The sequence below is a fragment of the Chachezhania sediminis genome (assembly GCF_009765275.1).
Lineage (GTDB): Bacteria > Pseudomonadota > Alphaproteobacteria > Rhodobacterales > Rhodobacteraceae > Chachezhania > Chachezhania sediminis.
Genome location: NZ_VOPH01000003.1, coordinates 176164 through 192196, shown reverse-complemented (window position 1 = coordinate 192196; position 16033 = coordinate 176164). Strand labels below are relative to the sequence as shown.

General features: G+C 63.3%; 17 protein-coding genes. 4 read left to right on the top strand and 13 right to left on the bottom strand.

All coding sequences use genetic code 11. The features are described from left to right. Positions 1-42: 42 nt before the first annotated feature. Complete coding sequence (trpA, locus tag FQK05_RS10375; protein WP_158966451.1) at positions 43-834, top strand: tryptophan synthase subunit alpha; 792 nt, start codon at positions 43-45, stop codon at positions 832-834. 79 nt (positions 835-913) lie between these two features. Here the strand turns inward: trpA and FQK05_RS10370 are convergent, their stop codons facing one another. The 4 genes from FQK05_RS10370 to ccrA all read right to left on the bottom strand — a co-directional run bounded on the left by FQK05_RS10370 (position 914) and on the right by ccrA (position 5621). Further along, positions 914-2446 carry an ATP-dependent DNA helicase gene (locus FQK05_RS10370; protein WP_158966449.1) on the bottom strand — a complete coding sequence of 511 codons (1533 nt, stop codon included), beginning with the start codon at positions 2444-2446 and terminating at the stop codon, positions 914-916. Positions 2447-2491: 45 nt separating this feature from the next. Beyond that, the gene (locus tag FQK05_RS10365; protein ID WP_158966446.1) at positions 2492-3130 is read right to left on the bottom strand and encodes an acyl-homoserine-lactone synthase; all 639 of its coding nucleotides are present in this window, start codon (positions 3128-3130) and stop codon (positions 2492-2494) included. 47 nt (positions 3131-3177) lie between these two features. Next, positions 3178-3924 carry a helix-turn-helix transcriptional regulator gene (locus FQK05_RS10360; protein WP_233270455.1) on the bottom strand — a complete coding sequence of 249 codons (747 nt, stop codon included), beginning with the start codon at positions 3922-3924 and terminating at the stop codon, positions 3178-3180. Between the two features lie 410 nt (positions 3925-4334). After that, entirely contained in the window at positions 4335-5621 is a 1287-nt protein-coding gene (gene ccrA / locus FQK05_RS10355) for a crotonyl-CoA carboxylase/reductase (protein ID WP_158966442.1), read from the bottom strand. 473 nt (positions 5622-6094) lie between these two features. On the opposite strand from ccrA, the gene FQK05_RS10350 reads away from it, so the two are divergent. From FQK05_RS10350 to deoD, 3 genes are all read left to right on the top strand, one after another. Then, on the top strand, positions 6095-8062 hold the full coding sequence (locus FQK05_RS10350) for a protein meaA (protein WP_158966440.1): 1968 nt from the start codon (positions 6095-6097) through the stop codon (positions 8060-8062). 106 nt (positions 8063-8168) lie between these two features. Further along, positions 8169-8489 carry an H-NS histone family protein gene (locus FQK05_RS10345; RefSeq protein ID WP_158966438.1) on the top strand — a complete coding sequence of 107 codons (321 nt, stop codon included), beginning with the start codon at positions 8169-8171 and terminating at the stop codon, positions 8487-8489. 22 nt (positions 8490-8511) lie between these two features. Continuing rightward, positions 8512-9219 carry a purine-nucleoside phosphorylase gene (deoD, locus tag FQK05_RS10340; RefSeq protein ID WP_158966436.1) on the top strand — a complete coding sequence of 236 codons (708 nt, stop codon included), beginning with the start codon at positions 8512-8514 and terminating at the stop codon, positions 9217-9219. Positions 9220-9229: 10 nt separating this feature from the next. On the opposite strand, the gene FQK05_RS10335 is transcribed toward deoD, so the two are convergent. The 9 genes from FQK05_RS10335 to FQK05_RS10295 all read right to left on the bottom strand — a co-directional run bounded on the left by FQK05_RS10335 (position 9230) and on the right by FQK05_RS10295 (position 15959). Then, positions 9230-10081, bottom strand: coding sequence for an urea carboxylase-associated family protein (locus FQK05_RS10335; protein WP_158966434.1), 852 nt, complete (start codon positions 10079-10081; stop codon positions 9230-9232). Positions 10082-10599: 518 nt separating this feature from the next. Continuing rightward, positions 10600-10872 (bottom strand): hypothetical protein, encoded by a 273-nt coding sequence (locus FQK05_RS10330; protein ID WP_158966432.1) that lies wholly within the window; start codon positions 10870-10872, stop codon positions 10600-10602. 208 nt (positions 10873-11080) lie between these two features. After that, entirely contained in the window at positions 11081-11875 is a 795-nt protein-coding gene (locus FQK05_RS10325) for a succinate dehydrogenase iron-sulfur subunit (RefSeq protein WP_158966430.1), read from the bottom strand. Positions 11876-11884: 9 nt separating this feature from the next. Beyond that, the gene (locus FQK05_RS10320; RefSeq protein WP_158966428.1) at positions 11885-12178 is read right to left on the bottom strand and encodes a hypothetical protein; all 294 of its coding nucleotides are present in this window, start codon (positions 12176-12178) and stop codon (positions 11885-11887) included. Continuing rightward, entirely contained in the window at positions 12178-13983 is a 1806-nt protein-coding gene (gene sdhA / locus FQK05_RS10315) for a succinate dehydrogenase flavoprotein subunit (protein ID WP_158966426.1), read from the bottom strand. Before sdhA ends, FQK05_RS10320 begins: the two co-directional genes overlap by 1 nt. 19 nt (positions 13984-14002) lie before the next feature. Further along, the gene (gene sdhD, locus FQK05_RS10310; RefSeq protein ID WP_158966424.1) at positions 14003-14374 is read right to left on the bottom strand and encodes a succinate dehydrogenase, hydrophobic membrane anchor protein; all 372 of its coding nucleotides are present in this window, start codon (positions 14372-14374) and stop codon (positions 14003-14005) included. A gap of 11 nt (positions 14375-14385) precedes the next feature. Further along, entirely contained in the window at positions 14386-14769 is a 384-nt protein-coding gene (gene sdhC / locus FQK05_RS10305; protein WP_158966422.1) for a succinate dehydrogenase, cytochrome b556 subunit, read from the bottom strand. Between the two features lie 213 nt (positions 14770-14982). Then, on the bottom strand, positions 14983-15192 hold the full coding sequence (locus FQK05_RS10300) for a hypothetical protein (RefSeq protein WP_158966420.1): 210 nt from the start codon (positions 15190-15192) through the stop codon (positions 14983-14985). 104 nt (positions 15193-15296) lie between these two features. Next, positions 15297-15959, bottom strand: coding sequence for a DUF1194 domain-containing protein (locus tag FQK05_RS10295; RefSeq protein ID WP_158966418.1), 663 nt, complete (start codon positions 15957-15959; stop codon positions 15297-15299). Between the last annotated feature and the right edge of the window lie 74 nt (positions 15960-16033).

Here is a 16033-nt window from a genome sequence, read left to right as displayed (position 1 = left end):
ATTTCGGCAGGGATGACGCAACCGCAAGGACAGGACCCTCCCATGACCCGGATCGAAGCCAAGTTCACCGCGCTCAAAGCTGCCAACCGCAAGGCCTTCGTGGCCTACATGATGGCGGGCGACCCGGATCTGGCCACATCGGCCGAGCTGATGAAGGGTCTGCCGGACGCAGGCGTCGACGTGATCGAACTGGGCGTGCCCTTTACCGATCCCATGGCCGACGGCCCGACGATCCAGGCTGCAGGCCAGCGCTCGCTGGCCGCGGGCACGGTGCTGCAGGACGTGCTGGACATGGTTGCGACCTTCCGGAAGACGGACAACGAAACCCCGATCGTGCTGATGGGTTACTACAACCCGATCTACAGCCGCGGCGTGGACACGTTCCTGGCCGATGCCAAGGCCGCCGGTGTCGACGGGCTGATCGTCGTCGATCTGCCGCCCGAGGAAGATGAAGAACTGTGCATCCCCGCCCAGAAGGCCGGGCTGAACTTCATCCGGCTGGCAACGCCCACGACCGACGACAAGCGCCTGCCGCGGGTTCTGCAGAACACGTCTGGCTTCGTCTACTACGTGTCGATCACCGGCATCACCGGTGCGGCCGAGGCGCAGGCCGACGGCGTGGGCCCCGAAGTGGCGCGGATCAAGGCAAAGACGGATCTGCCCGTCGTCGTGGGTTTCGGCATCCGCACCCCCGAAGCGGCCCAGTCGCTGGCCGGCGTGTCGGACGGCGCCGTCGTGGGGTCGGCCATCGTGTCCAAGCTCGCGTCCGGCGCACCTATTCCGGACGTGCTGGACTTCGTCGCGACGCTGGCCGCAGGCACCCACCGCGGCTAAGGGTCGGCCTTCGAAAGCCGGGAGCTGGAAGGAAATTTAAATTTCCTTCCCTCCAACGCCGCACCGTTGGACAGGCCTTTCAGCCTTCTTCCGCCTCCAGTTTCAGCTCGGACGGAGCCGTCTGGCGCAGGTCGTCGATCTGCAGGCCGTATTGCGGCTTCGACAGGCGATTGCGCACCACCCAGATCAGTCGTTCCTGCGCGCGGGTGATGGCGACATAGGCCAGCCGTTTCCACAGCGGCTGCCCCGCCTCCACCCGCCCCATCCGCGCCGCCACGAACAGATCCGGCGCGAAGACCTGTACCGTGTCCCATTGCGAGCCCTGCGCCTTATGGATCGTCACCGCAGCCCCGTGAAGGAAGGTGGCACCCATGTTGGCGGCGAAAGGGATGAAGGGTTCTTCCTCGTCCGGCTTCTCGATCTTCACGATGGATGCGGCGCTGACCTGCGGCTCCTCTGCCCCCATCACGTGCAGCTTGGAAAAACCAGGGCGCCGGCCCGGGCCAAGGTAGATCACCTGCGCGCCCTTGATCAGGCCCCGTGCCTCCAGATCCAGCCGTTTCTTGCGGTGCTTGGCGGGCAGTTCGATCCCGTCGCAGATCAGGGGTTCGCCCACCAGCAACTCGTCCTCGGGCGCGCCGTGGACGGTGCGGAAGGCCTGGATCAGACGGACGCGGGTCGCGTTCCGCCAGACCAGCACGGGGCTGCGGGCCATCAGGTCGACCTCGACCCGCTGGCCCCAGACGACGCGCTCGTCCTTTGCCGCCGCCTCCTCGACCATGCGTTCGAAATGGTGGAACTCCAGCTTCGGGTCGGCCAGCGCATGGGCCAGGTCCAGGATCGGATTGTCGGCATCCTGACGGTGGACGCGGCTCAGTTCCAGCTTCCGGGGTTCCGGCAGGGTTTCGAACACCATCTGGCCGGACTGACCCACCGGCGCCAGCTGCGCCGGATCACCGAACAGGACGAGATTCGGAAAGATCTCCTGCAGGTCGGTGAACTGGCGGTCGTCCAGCATCGACGCCTCGTCGATGAAACCGATGTCCAGCGGATCCTCGCGCCGTTTCCAGCCGGTGATGAAATCCGACCCGCGCAGGCCGGCCGCCATCAGCGCCCCGGGGATCGACGCATTGCGGGCATAGAAGGCCGCCGCCCGGTCCAGCGCGGCCTCGGTCAGGCCCTCGATCACCGGCCGGTCGCCGTCGCCCGCCAGCCATTCGGCCACGCGTTCGTAATCCGGGTCGTAGACGGGGGTATAAAGGATCCGGTGGATCGTCGTCGCCGGCACGCCGCGGAAGCGCAGAACCGACGCTGCCTTGTTCGTCGGCGCCAGGATCGCCAGGGTCCGGCGGTCCTTCCGGTGCTTGCCTTCCCAATCACCCGACACGATGTCGACGCCCGCGGCCTTCAGCGCCTTGAACAGCTCGGCCAGAAGCAGCGTCTTGCCGGACCCCGCCTTGCCGATCACGGCCATCACGCCCGCCCCCTTGCCCTGCGGCGGCACCAGCAGGCCGTCGTCAAGGTTCACCCCGGCGCTGCGCAACACCTCGGTCAACTGGTCATAGGCCTCGGCCTGGTCGGTCGAGAAGGTCACGGACAGATCTGAATTCATGAGGCGACCCTACCGCCGCCCCCGGGCAAGAACCAGCGGAACCGGTCAGGCGGACAACGCCAGGTCCGGCTTTGCAGCCAGACCGAAACACTGTTCGAACCAGCGGCGCGACACCTCGGGCGCGATCCGTGCCCGGGCCGCCACCCTGGCCTGCGCCGCGTCCGAAAAATCCCACAACCCGACCGAGATCCTGTCGCGCCCCTGTCCTTCCGAGCCCAGCACCTCGGGCGACGATCCGATGAAGCGGTAGATCCGTTCCATACGCGCATCGAAGACGCCGACGAAGTGGCGGATGCCGAAGCCTGTCATGATCTCGCCCCCGCCCAGCATCAGGGCCGCGGCCACGTGCGGTCCGGCCTTGCGGGACAGGCAGAAGCGGGTGCATTCCCAGATCAGCGGGCTGGTGATCGGCGCGCCGCCCGTCAGGTGGCCAAAGACGTCGTTGACCATGACCGGGCCAGTGGTCGGCAGGAAACGCATCGACCCGCCATGGCTGCCATCGGGATCTTCCCAGATGACGTAAAGCGGGTCCTTCGCGTCGTATCCGTCGCGTTCTTGCCCGTCCCGGTCCACGGTCACGTCCCAGCCCAGGCGGGTGCAGAACTGGTCGGCGCGGTCCCGGAACATCGCGCGGGCCAGATGCGGGTGGCGGTCCAGGTCGTGGCCGTAGATGTAACGCAGCATGGCTGTCTCCCCGATTGCGTGTTGGAACCGGGATAGCCCTGCACGTGTTAAGAGCGCGGAAGCCGCGCGCTCTGCCTGTTAACCACGTCTTGCCGCTCTCCGCCGTCGTTGGTGGCGACGATGATCAGACCGCGGCTGAGGGCGCGGGCCACCGCATGGGTGGTATTGAGCGCGCCCAGCTTGAACCGGGCGCTTTCGATATAGACGCGGGCCGTATGTTCGGAGATGTGGAGCGCCTTGGCCACTTGGGCCCGGCTGTGGCCTACCGCCAGCAGGGTCATCACGTCGATCTCGCGCGGGGACAGCGCGCGGGACGACTCGCCCTGTCTGCCCGGTTCGAATTCCAGCGCCTTCCGGTTGAAGAAATGCGCAATCAGGATGAGGTCGCTGTTATGTGCCGCGGTAAAGGACGACCAGGTGTCGTCATCGCAGCTGTGGTTCACCGTGAAGACTGCAAACTGTCCGTTCGGACCCCGTATCGGGATCGAGAACCCCTGATTTCCCAACCCGTGCCGCAAGGCGTCGGCCAGAAAGGCCCTTGCCTGTTTCGAGGACCAGTCCAGTTGTTTCCAGTCGACGGGATGGAAGCGCTGGAAGCACCCGGCAACGACCGGATCGACCCTCAGATAGCCTTTTTCGAGGTAGTGGTAGACCCAGGTCCTGTCATATGTGCCGCAGCCATATTGTTCGCCCGTGCTGTCGACCCAGTGATAGACCATGTGGTCGACGCCATAGGCACCGCGCAGATCCTCTATGACGACCTGGAGCCCTTCAAGCTCTCTGGTGTCGTCCAAGTCCGACAGGATGCGATCCAGATCCCCGCGCCTCAAGACATACCCGCGCGCGCGCCTCCTCCCGTTGGGACGCAAGGGCCGCCGCCGCGACGAAGGCAGTCTCGTCGAGGCTGGTGGCCAGCGTCCCCAATTCATTCGCTTTCGCGAAATCACGCAGATCCGCCAGAACGTCCAAAATCCATTCGTTTCGCATGATCAGAGTCGCTCCGCAAAAGTTAATGACCGGTTAATAACTACCCTAGCACGAATAAGATTCCGGCGAAATTCGCTGATTTTCCCTCCCCAGAAATGGCGAGGGACGGATTTGCAACCGCCGGAAACCACAAGGCCCGCCGGAAACGGCACCGCCCGCGACGTCGGCAGACGATTCGCGGGCGGGTCCAATGTGCAGGTGTTTTGCAAACGCAGGCTTAACGCTTGGCGTCCAGAACCTCTTCCAAGGTGCGCAGGCCGGTGACCGGCGACTGGATCAGCACCGACATGTTGCCGGGCTTATGCTGGTTCTTCAGCATCTTCATGTGCGCCTGCGGCAGATCTTCCCAGGTGAAGACCTCGGACATGCAGGGATCGAGGCGCCGCTCCAGCATCAGCTTGTTGGCGGCCGCGGCCTGCTTCAGGTGCGCGAAGTGCGACCCCTGGACACGCTTCTGGTGCATCCACAGATAGCGCACGTCGAAGGTGCAGTTGAAACCCGACGTCCCGGCACAGATCACGACCATGCCGCCCTTTTTCACGACGAAGGTCGAAACCGGGAATGTCGCCTCGCCCGGGTGTTCGAAGACGATGTCGACATTATTGCCCTTGCCGGTAATGTCCCAGATCGCCTTGCCGAACTTGCGGGTCTCGTTGAACCATTCCTTATATTCCGGAGTGTTCACCGTGGGCAGCTGGCCCCAGCACTTGAAGTCCTTGCGGTTGATGACGCCCTTGGCGCCCAGGCCCATCACGAATTCGCGCTTGTCTTCGTCCGAGATCACGCCGATGGCGTTGGCACCGGCGGTGTTGATCAACTGGATCGCATAGGACCCCAGACCGCCCGAGGCGCCCCAGACCAGGACATTCATGCCGGGACGCAGTTCATGCGGCGGGTGGCCGAACAGCATCCGGTAGGCAGTGGCCAGCGTCAGCGTATAGCAGGCGCTTTCTTCCCAGGTCAGGTGCTTCGGCCGCGGCATGAGCTGCTGCGCCTGCACGCGGGTGAACTGTGCGAAGGACCCGTCGGGGGTCTCATAGCCCCAGATCCGCTGCGAGGGCGAATACATCGGGTCGCCGCCGTTGCACTCCTCGTCGTCGCCGTCGTCCTGGTTGCAGTGGATGACCACCTCGTCCCCGACCTTCCAGGACTTCACCTTGTCGCCCACGGCCCAGACGATGCCCGCGGCATCGGAACCGGCAATGTGATAGGGGGCCTTGTGCCCATCGAAGGGGCTGATCGGCTGACCGAGAGCCGCCCAGACGCCATTGTAGTTGACGCCCGCCGCCATCACGAGGACCAGCACGTCGTGGCTGTCCAGCGCGGGGGTATCGACGACCTCTTTCATCATCGCCGTGTCCGGCTCGCCGTGGCGTTCCTTGCGGATCGCCCAAGCGTACATCTGCTTCGGCACAAAGCCCATCGGGGGCATTTCGCCGATCTCGTAAAGGTCCTTTTCGGGGGCTTCGTAGGGGGCGATGCCCGTATCGGTATCCAGAGCCATGGAAGTCTCCTGCAGTCGCATTGCCGCGTCGCAGAATCGCGCGGTTTCGGCCTTTCGAATATCGGCGGCCGCGCAACAATGCAATGCTGGTTGTGACGATTTTGAAACTTTATGACCCGGCCGATTTCGGATCGCACCCCGAACACAGGCGCGTCGAGGTACTTCACCCTGCCTTCAGCGCGCGCGTCCGTCGAGAGTTCTCTTGCTTCGAACGCCGGCGGACAAGCGGTTTCGCGCCGGGTTCGGGCGAAATGGCCCCGGTTGCCACGCTTTGCGGCGCTTCGGGAAACCCGCCACCCGTGCAACCGCAGCAGAAGGACCGATGAAATTCTGCATCACGTACAGGAAAGCGGTGTAGACTGGTGGAAATGTCCGTCCGATGCGGCGGTGCAGCGAATTGACTTCGCCATGAAATGTCGATTTACACACTGGACACGCAATAAAGTTGCGCACTCGATTCAGGAGGTGCTCCGATGACCGAACAGCAGAAAGACAAGCCGTGGCTGATCCGGACCTATGCCGGCCATTCGACCGCCAAGGCATCGAACGCGCTTTATCGCGGCAACCTGGCAAAGGGGCAGACCGGTCTTTCGGTCGCTTTCGACCTACCCACCCAGACCGGCTATGACAGCGACCATGAATTGTCGCGCGGCGAGGTCGGAAAGGTTGGCGTGCCGGTTTCGCATATCGGCGACATGCGGGTCCTGTTCGACGATATCCCGCTGGAGCAGATGAACACCTCGATGACCATCAACGCGACAGCGCCCTGGCTTCTGTCGCTCTACATCGCCGTGGCCGAGGAACAGGGCGCCGACATCACCAAGCTTCAGGGCACCGTCCAGAACGACCTGATCAAGGAATATCTGTCGCGCGGCACCTATATCTTCCCGCCCGCGCCTTCGATGCGGTTCATCGCGGATGTTGCGGAATACTGCTATACCAGTGTCCCGAAATGGAACCCGATGAACGTGTGTTCCTATCACCTGCAAGAGGCCGGGGCGACGCCGGAACAGGAACTGGCATTCGCCCTGGCCACCGCTCAGGCGGTCCTGGACGCCCTGCAGCCCAGGGTTGCAGAAGAAGACTTCCCTGCACTGGTCGGTCGTATCTCTTTCTTCGTGAACGCAGGCATCCGTTTCGTGACCGAGATGTGCAAGATGCGCGCCTTCGTCGATCTTTGGGATGAAATCTGCGAAAAGCGCTATGGAGTGACCGATGCAAAGTATCGGCGGTTCCGCTATGGCGTTCAGGTGAACTCGCTGGGCCTGACAGAGCAGCAGCCGGAAAACAACGTCTACCGCATCCTGCTGGAGATGTTGGCGGTCACCCTGTCCAAGAAGGCCCGCGCCCGCGCCGTGCAGCTGCCTGCCTGGAACGAGGCGCTGGGCCTGCCGCGCCCCTGGGACCAGCAGTGGTCGATGCGGATGCAACAGATCCTGGCCTATGAAACCGACCTTCTGGAATACGGCGACCTCTTCGACGGCAACCCGGTCGTCGATGCCAAGGTCGAGGCACTGAAGGACGGCGCCCGGGCCGAGCTTGCGAATATCGACAGCATGGGCGGTGCGATTTCCGCCATCGAATACATGAAGGCACGACTGGTCGACTCCAACGCCGACCGCCTGGGCCGGATCGAGGCCGGCGAGACCGTTGTCGTCGGCGTAAACAAGTTCACAAATTCAGAGCCTTCGCCGCTTATGGGCGCGGATGGCGGGATCATGACGGTGAACCCCGCGGTCGAGGCAGACCAGATCGCACGCCTGCAAGAATGGCGCGCCCAGCGGGACGAGTCGGCCGTCGCGGACGCCCTCGCGGCGCTGCGGAAGGCCGCACAGGACGGCACGAACATCATGCCGCCGTCTATCCAGGCTGCAAAAGTCGGCGTCACAACCGGCGAATGGGCTGAAGAAATGCGCAAGCTTTATGGCACGTACCGCGCGCCCACGGGCGTTTCCGCCGCCGTTTCGAACAAGACCGAAGGCCTGGACGACCTGCGTGCCGAGGTGGACGCCGTCAGCGACAAGCTGGGCCGGCGGCTGAAATTCCTGGTCGGCAAGCCCGGTCTGGACGGCCATTCCAACGGTGCGGAACAAATCGCATTCCGCGCCCGCGATTGCGGAATGGACATTACTTACGCCGGAATTCGCCTGACTCCTGAAGAAATCGTGGCAGCTGCGCAGGAAGACGGCGCCCATGTCGTTGGACTTAGCATTTTGTCAGGAAGCCACATTCCATTGGTGGAAGATGTAATTTCCAGAATGAAAGCCGCGGGGCTTGGACATGTGCCGGTTGTCGTCGGAGGCATTATTCCCGCCGAGGACGAGCCGAAACTTCAGGAAATGGGCGTGGCAAAGATCTATACGCCGAAAGATTTCTCCTTGAATGTGATTATGCGAGATGTCATTTCCCTTGCAGATCCGGGAGCAGTTGCCGCCGAATAAGCGATTTTCCTTGTTTTAACGGAAATGATGCTGAAACGCGTCGGGGTTCTCGGTATGGTACGAGTTGATGTGAAATCGCATCAACTGCACTTGATAGGAGAACGAAATGGAAATCGACTTGCAGGCCCTGTCGCGCAAGGAGTTGTCCAAGCTGAAATCGGACGTCGAGAAGGCTCTGGTTGCAGCTGAGGACAGAGAGCGTCGGGAGGCCCTGAAAGCTGCGCAGCAAGCGGCGGCAGAGTACGGTTTCTCGCTTGATGACTTGTCCGAGGCCAAGAAGGAAGCAGGCAGCAAGCGCGGAAAGGCGCTGCCCAAGTATCGCAATCCGGCGAACCCTGAACAAACTTGGTCCGGTCTCGGGCGTAAGCCTCATTGGGTACATGAGGCTCTGGCGAGCGGGGCGGATATTACCGACCTCGAAATCTGAGTTCGGGACAGGATCGTCCGGAATGTCGATACATATCAGCGCGGAACCCGGCGCAATTGCCGAAACCGTCTTGCTGCCGGGCGATCCTTACCGTGCCAGGTGGGCAGCCGAGCGTTTTCTTGACGACGCAAGGCTGGTGAACGAAACCCGCGGAATGCTGGGCTATACCGGCACCTGGAACGGGCACCCCGTCACAATCCATGGCAGCGGAATGGGTATGCCGTCGCTGTCGATCTACGTGAACGAACTTATCCGGGACTATGGTGCACAGACCCTGATCCGCATCGGCTCCTGCGGCGCGATGCAGGAACATGTGGGCGTCAGGGACATCATCCTTGCAATGACTGCCAGCACGATCGGATCCCCGTCGCAAAGCATCTTCCGCGAAACGACTTTCGCACCCAGCGCAAACTGGGATCTGTTGCTGGCAGCGGCGAAAGCCGCGGAAGGCTGCGGATGCCCCGTGCATGTCGGCGGCGTCTACTCATCCGACACCTTCTATGACGAACGGCCAGACCTGAACGACCAGATGACCCGGCACGGTGTTCTTGCCGTAGAAATGGAAACGGCCGAGCTTTACACGCTGGCCGCGCGCCATGGCCGTCGGGCAATGTCGGTACTGACCGTTTCCGATCACCTGCTGACGCACGAGGCCCTGCCGGCCGAGGACCGCGAACGCAGCTTTTCGCAAATGGTCGAGATCGCGCTGAAAGCCGCCTTCCCGTCCTAGGGTCCTGACCCTAGCCCCCTGCCCCGTGGCTTCGGTCATAGGTATTCGGTTCGGCCGGCGTCCAGCCGTCCAGCGCCGATGCGGGCGTCGCGAAGATGTCCACTTGCAGCGGATAGCAGGCCGCCGTATCGGACGAATGTTCCTGGCTGCAGTCGCCGCCGGGACAGGCGCTGAGTGCACCCAGCAGCGGGATCTCGGCAAAGAATTCCAGGTAGTCGCCGGGGCGCACCGGGCTGGCCTTCATGAAATAAAGCCCCTCGTCCCGGGTAAATCCCGTGCACATGAAGACGTTCAGCACGTCATGCACATGGGGTTCGGCCTGTCCCACCGGCGCATCCAGATGTTCCGCCAGTGCACGCGTCAGGTTCGAATGGCAGCAGTGGTGATAGGATGTGCCGGACAAGAGCTGCCCCGTGTAGGGATCGCAGCGCGTGCCGATCACGTCGTGGACGCGGCCGCCGTCGGCATCCGTGCCGTACCAGTCCAGCGTATCCTCGAACACCGTCGCCATCGGCCGAAGATAAGGGAAAGCCGACCACATCCGGTCGCCCACGTTCAGATGCGTGCCGTGCAACGCGCGGGTCTTGCCGGAATAGAACCTTTCCGACAGATCCTCGGCATGCCAAAGGTTCAGGTCGCCCACCTGCGGTCCCCCGACCGAAGTAATGCGGAAAAAACCGCCCTGCGGCACATGGAAGGTCACCGCATCGCGCGCAGGGACGATCACCGTATCTGTCAGCACCGCCGCCTGCCGCGCCCGGCCGATCAACGCCAGGTCCGGCTGCGGCAGGCTATGGGTCGGATAGGCCACGACAGCAGGCCGTGCCCGCCGTTCCGCCGCGTCTGAAGGAATGTTTCGCATGTCTCACCCGGTGGGATCCCGGCCGGGTGGTCCGGCGCAGGTCACAGGAATTCGATGATTGGGGCGAAAAGAAACTTGTCAGAGACATTCACGACCGTCAATCGAAGTCCCCGAAAGCAGGCACCCCATCGCCCTCCGTGCCGGGCGCGTGGCCCTTGGGCAAGGATATCGGTGGCCGCTCTCGCCCCCCCCTACGCGTCGCGCCTGCGGGCATTCAGACGGGCCGCGACAGGCGGTCGCCCGCCCGGGCTGGCCGTGCCTCAGGCGCCCGTGACGGGGCCCAGCGGCATCGTCACGGCGGCCCGGGCCTGACCCAGAGGGGCACACAGGCCCGGACCCCGCCGGACGCGAGACATCCGCGCCCCTTCGAAGGACGGCCGCCAAGGGGGGAAGGCCGCGCAAATCGGTAACAGCAATGCCCGGCAGACCCGGAATTCCCAAGCGACCATGATCGCGGGCTTGCGCAGAAGCGACAAGGGTCACCCTGCGCAAGCCATGCCCGGATGGATGTCAGTGCCTTACATGGCCATCTTCTGATCGTAGCACTGGTGCAGGGCCGAGATCTGACCGGGTTCCAGCTGCGCGTCAGGGCCGAAGTCGAAGGCGTCAAAGGGCACCGGTTCGGCGTCGGATTTGAGCGTGAGGGTAATCGGATCGTAGATGCCAAGCTGGTCGATGCAGATCTCCATCGCTTTCTGCGGAGTCAGCGTTTCGCTGCTGGCCAATGCGGGAAGAGCCGACGCAAGCGCCATTCCGGCGGCAAATGCGATGGGAAGAACCTTGAACGTCATGAGAGTTACCTCGCCTCCTGGATGCGACTAACAGCCCCCCGGCCCGTGTCGACATTCGACGTCCGAAGGGACAGGGGATCCATACCACCCTTCACGCGCGAAAGATCGCGTCAAGTGGTGACAAGAGGGCGAAACCCGGAGCCCGCAAAAAAGCAGACCCCCGCCCGGTATCCGGGACGGGGGCCAGATCTTGTCACGATCTGACAGATCAGACGGTGCGTTCCAGCATCATCTTCTTGATCTCGGCAATCGCCTTCGCCGGGTTCAGACCCTTGGGGCAGGTCTTGGCGCAGTTCATGATCGTGTGGCAGCGATACAGCTTGAACGGATCTTCCAGATCGTCCAGGCGTTCGCCCGTCGCCTCGTCACGGCTGTCGATGATCCAGCGATAGGCGTGCAGCAGCGCGGCCGGGCCCAGATACCGATCGCCGTTCCACCAATAGCTGGGGCACGAGGTCGAGCACGAGGCGCACATGACGCATTCGTACAGGCCGTCCAGCTTCCTGCGATCCTCGATGGACTGCTTCCATTCCTTCGCCGGCCGGTTGGTCTTGGTTTCCAGCCACGGCATGATGGAGGCATGCTGCGCATAGAAGTGGGTCAGGTCCGGGATCAGGTCCTTGACCACCGGCATGTGCGGCAGCGGATAGATCGCGATGTCGCCCTTCACCTCGTCGATGCCGTAGATGCAGGCCAGGGTGTTGTGACCCTTGCTTTTCGTGCCGCCGATGTTCATCGCGCACGATCCGCAGATGCCTTCCCGGCATGACCGGCGGAAGGTCAGCGTGGGGTCGATCTCGTTCTTGATCTTGATCAGCGCGTCCAGGATCATCGGACCGCAGGTATCCAGATCGACGAAATAGGTGTCGACCCGCGGATTCTGACCGGAATCCGGATCATAGCGGTAGATATGGAACGTCTTCAGGTTCGTCGCGCCGTCTGGCTTCGGCCACGTCTTCCCGGTGGTGATCCGGGAATTCTTGGGCAGAGTGAGCTGGACCATGTCAGTACCTCAAATCGCCATCTTCTGGTCGTAGCACTGACGCAGAGCAGTGATCTGCGCCGTCGTCAGGTACTCCGACTGGTTCGTGAACACGAAGTCGTCGAAGGTGATCGGCGCAGCGGCGCCCGGTGCCACGATCGGCGCCGGCGTGTCCAGGGCCAGTTGGTCCAGGCAGGTCGACATCGCCGTGGCCGGGTCGACCGGGCCGGTGGCCGCGGGCGTGGTATCGCATGCCGCCAGACCCAGGGTCAGGGCTGCCGTTGCCAGTGCTGCGGAAATTCCGGTGTGAAGCTTGATAGCCATCAGTAAACCCTCGCTTTCGGTGCAATCTTGGCGACGTCAATGCCACCCTGTTCCTGCGTAGTCAGCGGGTCGATGTGGACCGGCCGATAGTCGAGTGTAACCTTGTTGCCGTCGATCCGTGCAAGCGAATGCTTGCGCCAATTCACATCGTCGCGATCCGGATAGTCCTCGTGCGCGTGGGCGCCGCGGCTTTCCTTGCGCGCCTCGGCACCGACGATGGTCGCCAGGGCGTTGGGCATCAGGTTGGTCAGTTCCAGCGTTTCCATCAGGTCCGAGTTCCAGATCAGTGACCGGTCGGTGACCTTGATGTCGCTCATCTTGGCGGCAACGGCTTCCATCTTCTCGACGCCTTCCGCCAGGGTCTTGTCGGTCCGGAACACGGCCGCGTCGCCCTGCATGGTGCGCTGCATCTCCAGCCGCAGTTCGGCAGTGGGGATCGCGCCCGAGGCATTGCGCAGCGCATCGAAGCGGTCGAAAGCCGCGTCGATGGACGCCTTGTTCAGCGTCGGGTTGGCAGCCTTGGGATCGACGATCTCGCCCGCGCGGATAGCGGCGGCGCGACCGAAGACCACGAGGTCGATCAGCGAGTTCGAGCCAAGGCGGTTCGCGCCATGGACCGACGCACAGCCAGCTTCGCCCACGGCCATCAGACCGGGCTGAATGCGGTCGGGCTCGCCCTCGACAGGGTTCAGCACCTCGCCCCAATAGTTCGTGGGAATACCGCCCATGTTGTAGTGCACGGTCGGCAGCACCGGGATCGGTTCCTTGGTCAGGTCGACACCGGCGAAGATGCGCGCGCTTTCCGAGATACCCGGCAGGCGTTCGGCCAGCGTTTCCGGCGGCAGGTGATCCAGGTGCAGGAAGATGTGGTCCTTGTCCGGGCCGACACCGCGGCCTTCGCGGATTTCCATCGTCATGCAGCGGCTGACCACGTCCCGCGACGCCAGGTCCTTGTAGTGGGGCGCATAGCGCTCCATGAACCGTTCGCCTTCCGAGTTGGTGAGGTAGCCGCCCTCACCCCGTGCGCCTTCGGTGATCAGGCAGCCCGAACCGTAGATGCCGGTCGGGTGGAACTGCACGAATTCCATGTCCTGCAGCGCCAGGCCGGCACGTGCCGCCATGCCGCCGCCGTCGCCGGTGCAGGTGTGCGCCGACGTGGCCGAGAAATACGCCCGGCCGTAACCGCCGGTCGCCAGCACCGTCATCTTGGCCGAAAAGACGTGCATCGTGCCGTCATCCAGCTTCCAGCACAGGACGCCCTGGCAGGTGCCGTCTTCGCCCATGATCAGGTCAATGGCAAAATATTCGATGTAGAACTCGGCATTGTTCTTCAGCGACTGGCCATACAGCGTGTGCAGGATGGCGTGGCCGGTCCGGTCGGCCGCGGCACAGGTCCGCTGCACGGGGGGGCCTTCGCCAAATTCGGTGGTGTGGCCGCCGAAGGGACGCTGATAAATCTTGCCCTGTTCGGTCCGGCTGAAGGGCACGCCATAGTGCTCCAGCTCGTACACTGCCTTGGGCGCTTCGCGCGCCAGGTATTCCATGGCGTCCGTATCGCCCAGCCAGTCAGAGCCCTTCACCGTGTCGTAAAGGTGCCACTGCCAGTGGTCGGGGCCCATGTTGGACAGCGACGCGGCAATGCCGCCCTGTGCGGCAACGGTGTGGGACCGGGTCGGGAAAACCTTGGTCACGCAGGCGGTACGCAGGCCCTGTTCGGCCATGCCCAGCGTCGCGCGCAGGCCCGAGCCACCGGCACCGACCACCACAACATCGTATTCGTGGGTTTCGTAGTCGTAAGCAGCCATCTTGTCTTTCTCCTCGGGCTCAGATCGCCAGGCGCACGACGGCAATGATGCCGAAGGCGGCGGCGGCGTAGCAGAGGCAGGTCATTGCGATGATCAGCCATTGCTCGGCGGGGCCGTGGACGTAGTCCTCGATCAGGACGCGGACCCCATCCTTGAAATGCATGAAGCCGACGCCGATGGTCAGCGCGGCGATGACGGCCGGGAAAGGCCGGCTGAAATGATCGATCACCACCTCGTAGGGTTGCCCCGTGTAGGGGGCGACGGTGATCAGGAACAGCGGGATCAGGATCAGCAGCGCAACGGACGACACCTTCATCGACCAGGCATGGTCGGTGCCGGTCTTCGAGGAGCCCCAGCCGGTGGCGCGCTTGCGATCAGTCAGGTAGCGCATGGCTGCCTCCTTCAGACGATGATGAGGGTGAGAAGCGTCAGCACGACCGCGCCGATGATCACCGCCCAGCTCAGCTTGGTCGCGGTTTCCAGGTCGAAGCCATGGCCGCTGTCCCAGATCAGGTGCCGCACGCCGGCCAGCAGGTGATACCACAGGCCCAGAAGCGAGAAGAACATGATCAGGTCGCCGATGAAGCTGGTCATGAACCAGTCGGCGGTGGCGTAAGCCTCGGGCGAGGTCGACGCCGCCAGGAACCACCACACGAACATCAGTGCCGCAACCAGCATCGCATTGCCCGTGATCCGCGTCAGGATCGACGTGACCGCGGTGATTGGCAGGCGATAGACGGAGAGATGCGGGGACAACGGGCGATCGCCCCGGTTAACATCAGCCATGACGGCTCCTTTCCCTAATACCGGTAAGGTTTTGCAACCGTTCTAACCGATTCCGCCGGCCTGTCATCGGCGCCCGACCGGGTCGGGCGCGGTTTTTTGGCGCGGTTTGCCGAATTACCGCGCATTTGTGATCACGGCCGTTACGTGTGTGATCACAAATTCGGAACTGCCCGGTGTCGACGCGGCCGGCAGGCCTCGGCGCCGGGCATCCGGTCAGTCGTTCACGAAGCCTAGGCGACCCAGCGCCTGGATGGCCTTCCTTCGGACGTCCGTCTGGTCGCTTTTCGCGTCGGCATTCAGCCGACGGATGATCGAACTCAGCTGGCGCCGTTTGGTCCGTTCAGAGATGTAATCGGAGATTCCCTCCGGCCCCTGCAGGGCCAGGATCTGGTCAGCCGGAGAGCTATGAAGAGCGACGGTCATGAGAGACACGACATGGGCAACGATCTTTCCGCGATTCTGCCGAACGACGGACTCTATACGAAATATATAGGATTCGTGACAGACCCCATTCCGCACTGCAGCAATCATTGGTCGGCCGCGGTGACCCGCGCCACTTCCTTCAGAAGCTTGCGGCGGATCTGCGCGGGGTAATCCTCGAACGTCGCCGCCGTGACCACAAAGGCGCCGGGCCCCGTGATCACGTTCTCGAAGAAATAGGCTGTCAGGTCGGGGTTCCCTTCCTCGATGGCGATGGCATTGACGGTGATGCCCCGAGCGCGCAGGTCGGCCTGGATTTCCCTGGGTTCGATCCCCTCGTTCGAGACGCCGTCGCCGGACACGTCGATCACCATCCGGTCGCAACGTTCGACCCTGTCGAAGCTGGCCATGGTGAATTCCAGCGCCTCGCCGATGGCGGTCGAGAAGTTGCGCCACCCCCTGGGCGCCGTCTCGATCAGCGCGGCGAAGGCATCCAGCGCCTCGAAACTGTCGATGCGGGTCCAGGCAAGCGTGACCTCCTGGCGCGAGGTGCCGGTCCACTGGACCAGGCTGACCTGCGCCTGCCCGCGGACCAGTGCCTCGGACACGACGCCGTCGCGCAGGGCCAGAGCCAGTCCGTCCATCTGCAGACGGAACTCGCCTGCATCGACAGAGCCCGAGACATCGACAGCCAATGCCAGCGCCAGGTCGCAGGACGCGGCCGGAGAGGCGGCAAGGCAGAGAAGGCCAAGGATGCGCGGATCGACCATGCCGGCCAGTCTAGCGCCCTATGCCCGATGCCGGAACAGCCTGAAAAAGGATCGCCTGCGGGCGGAACACGCCC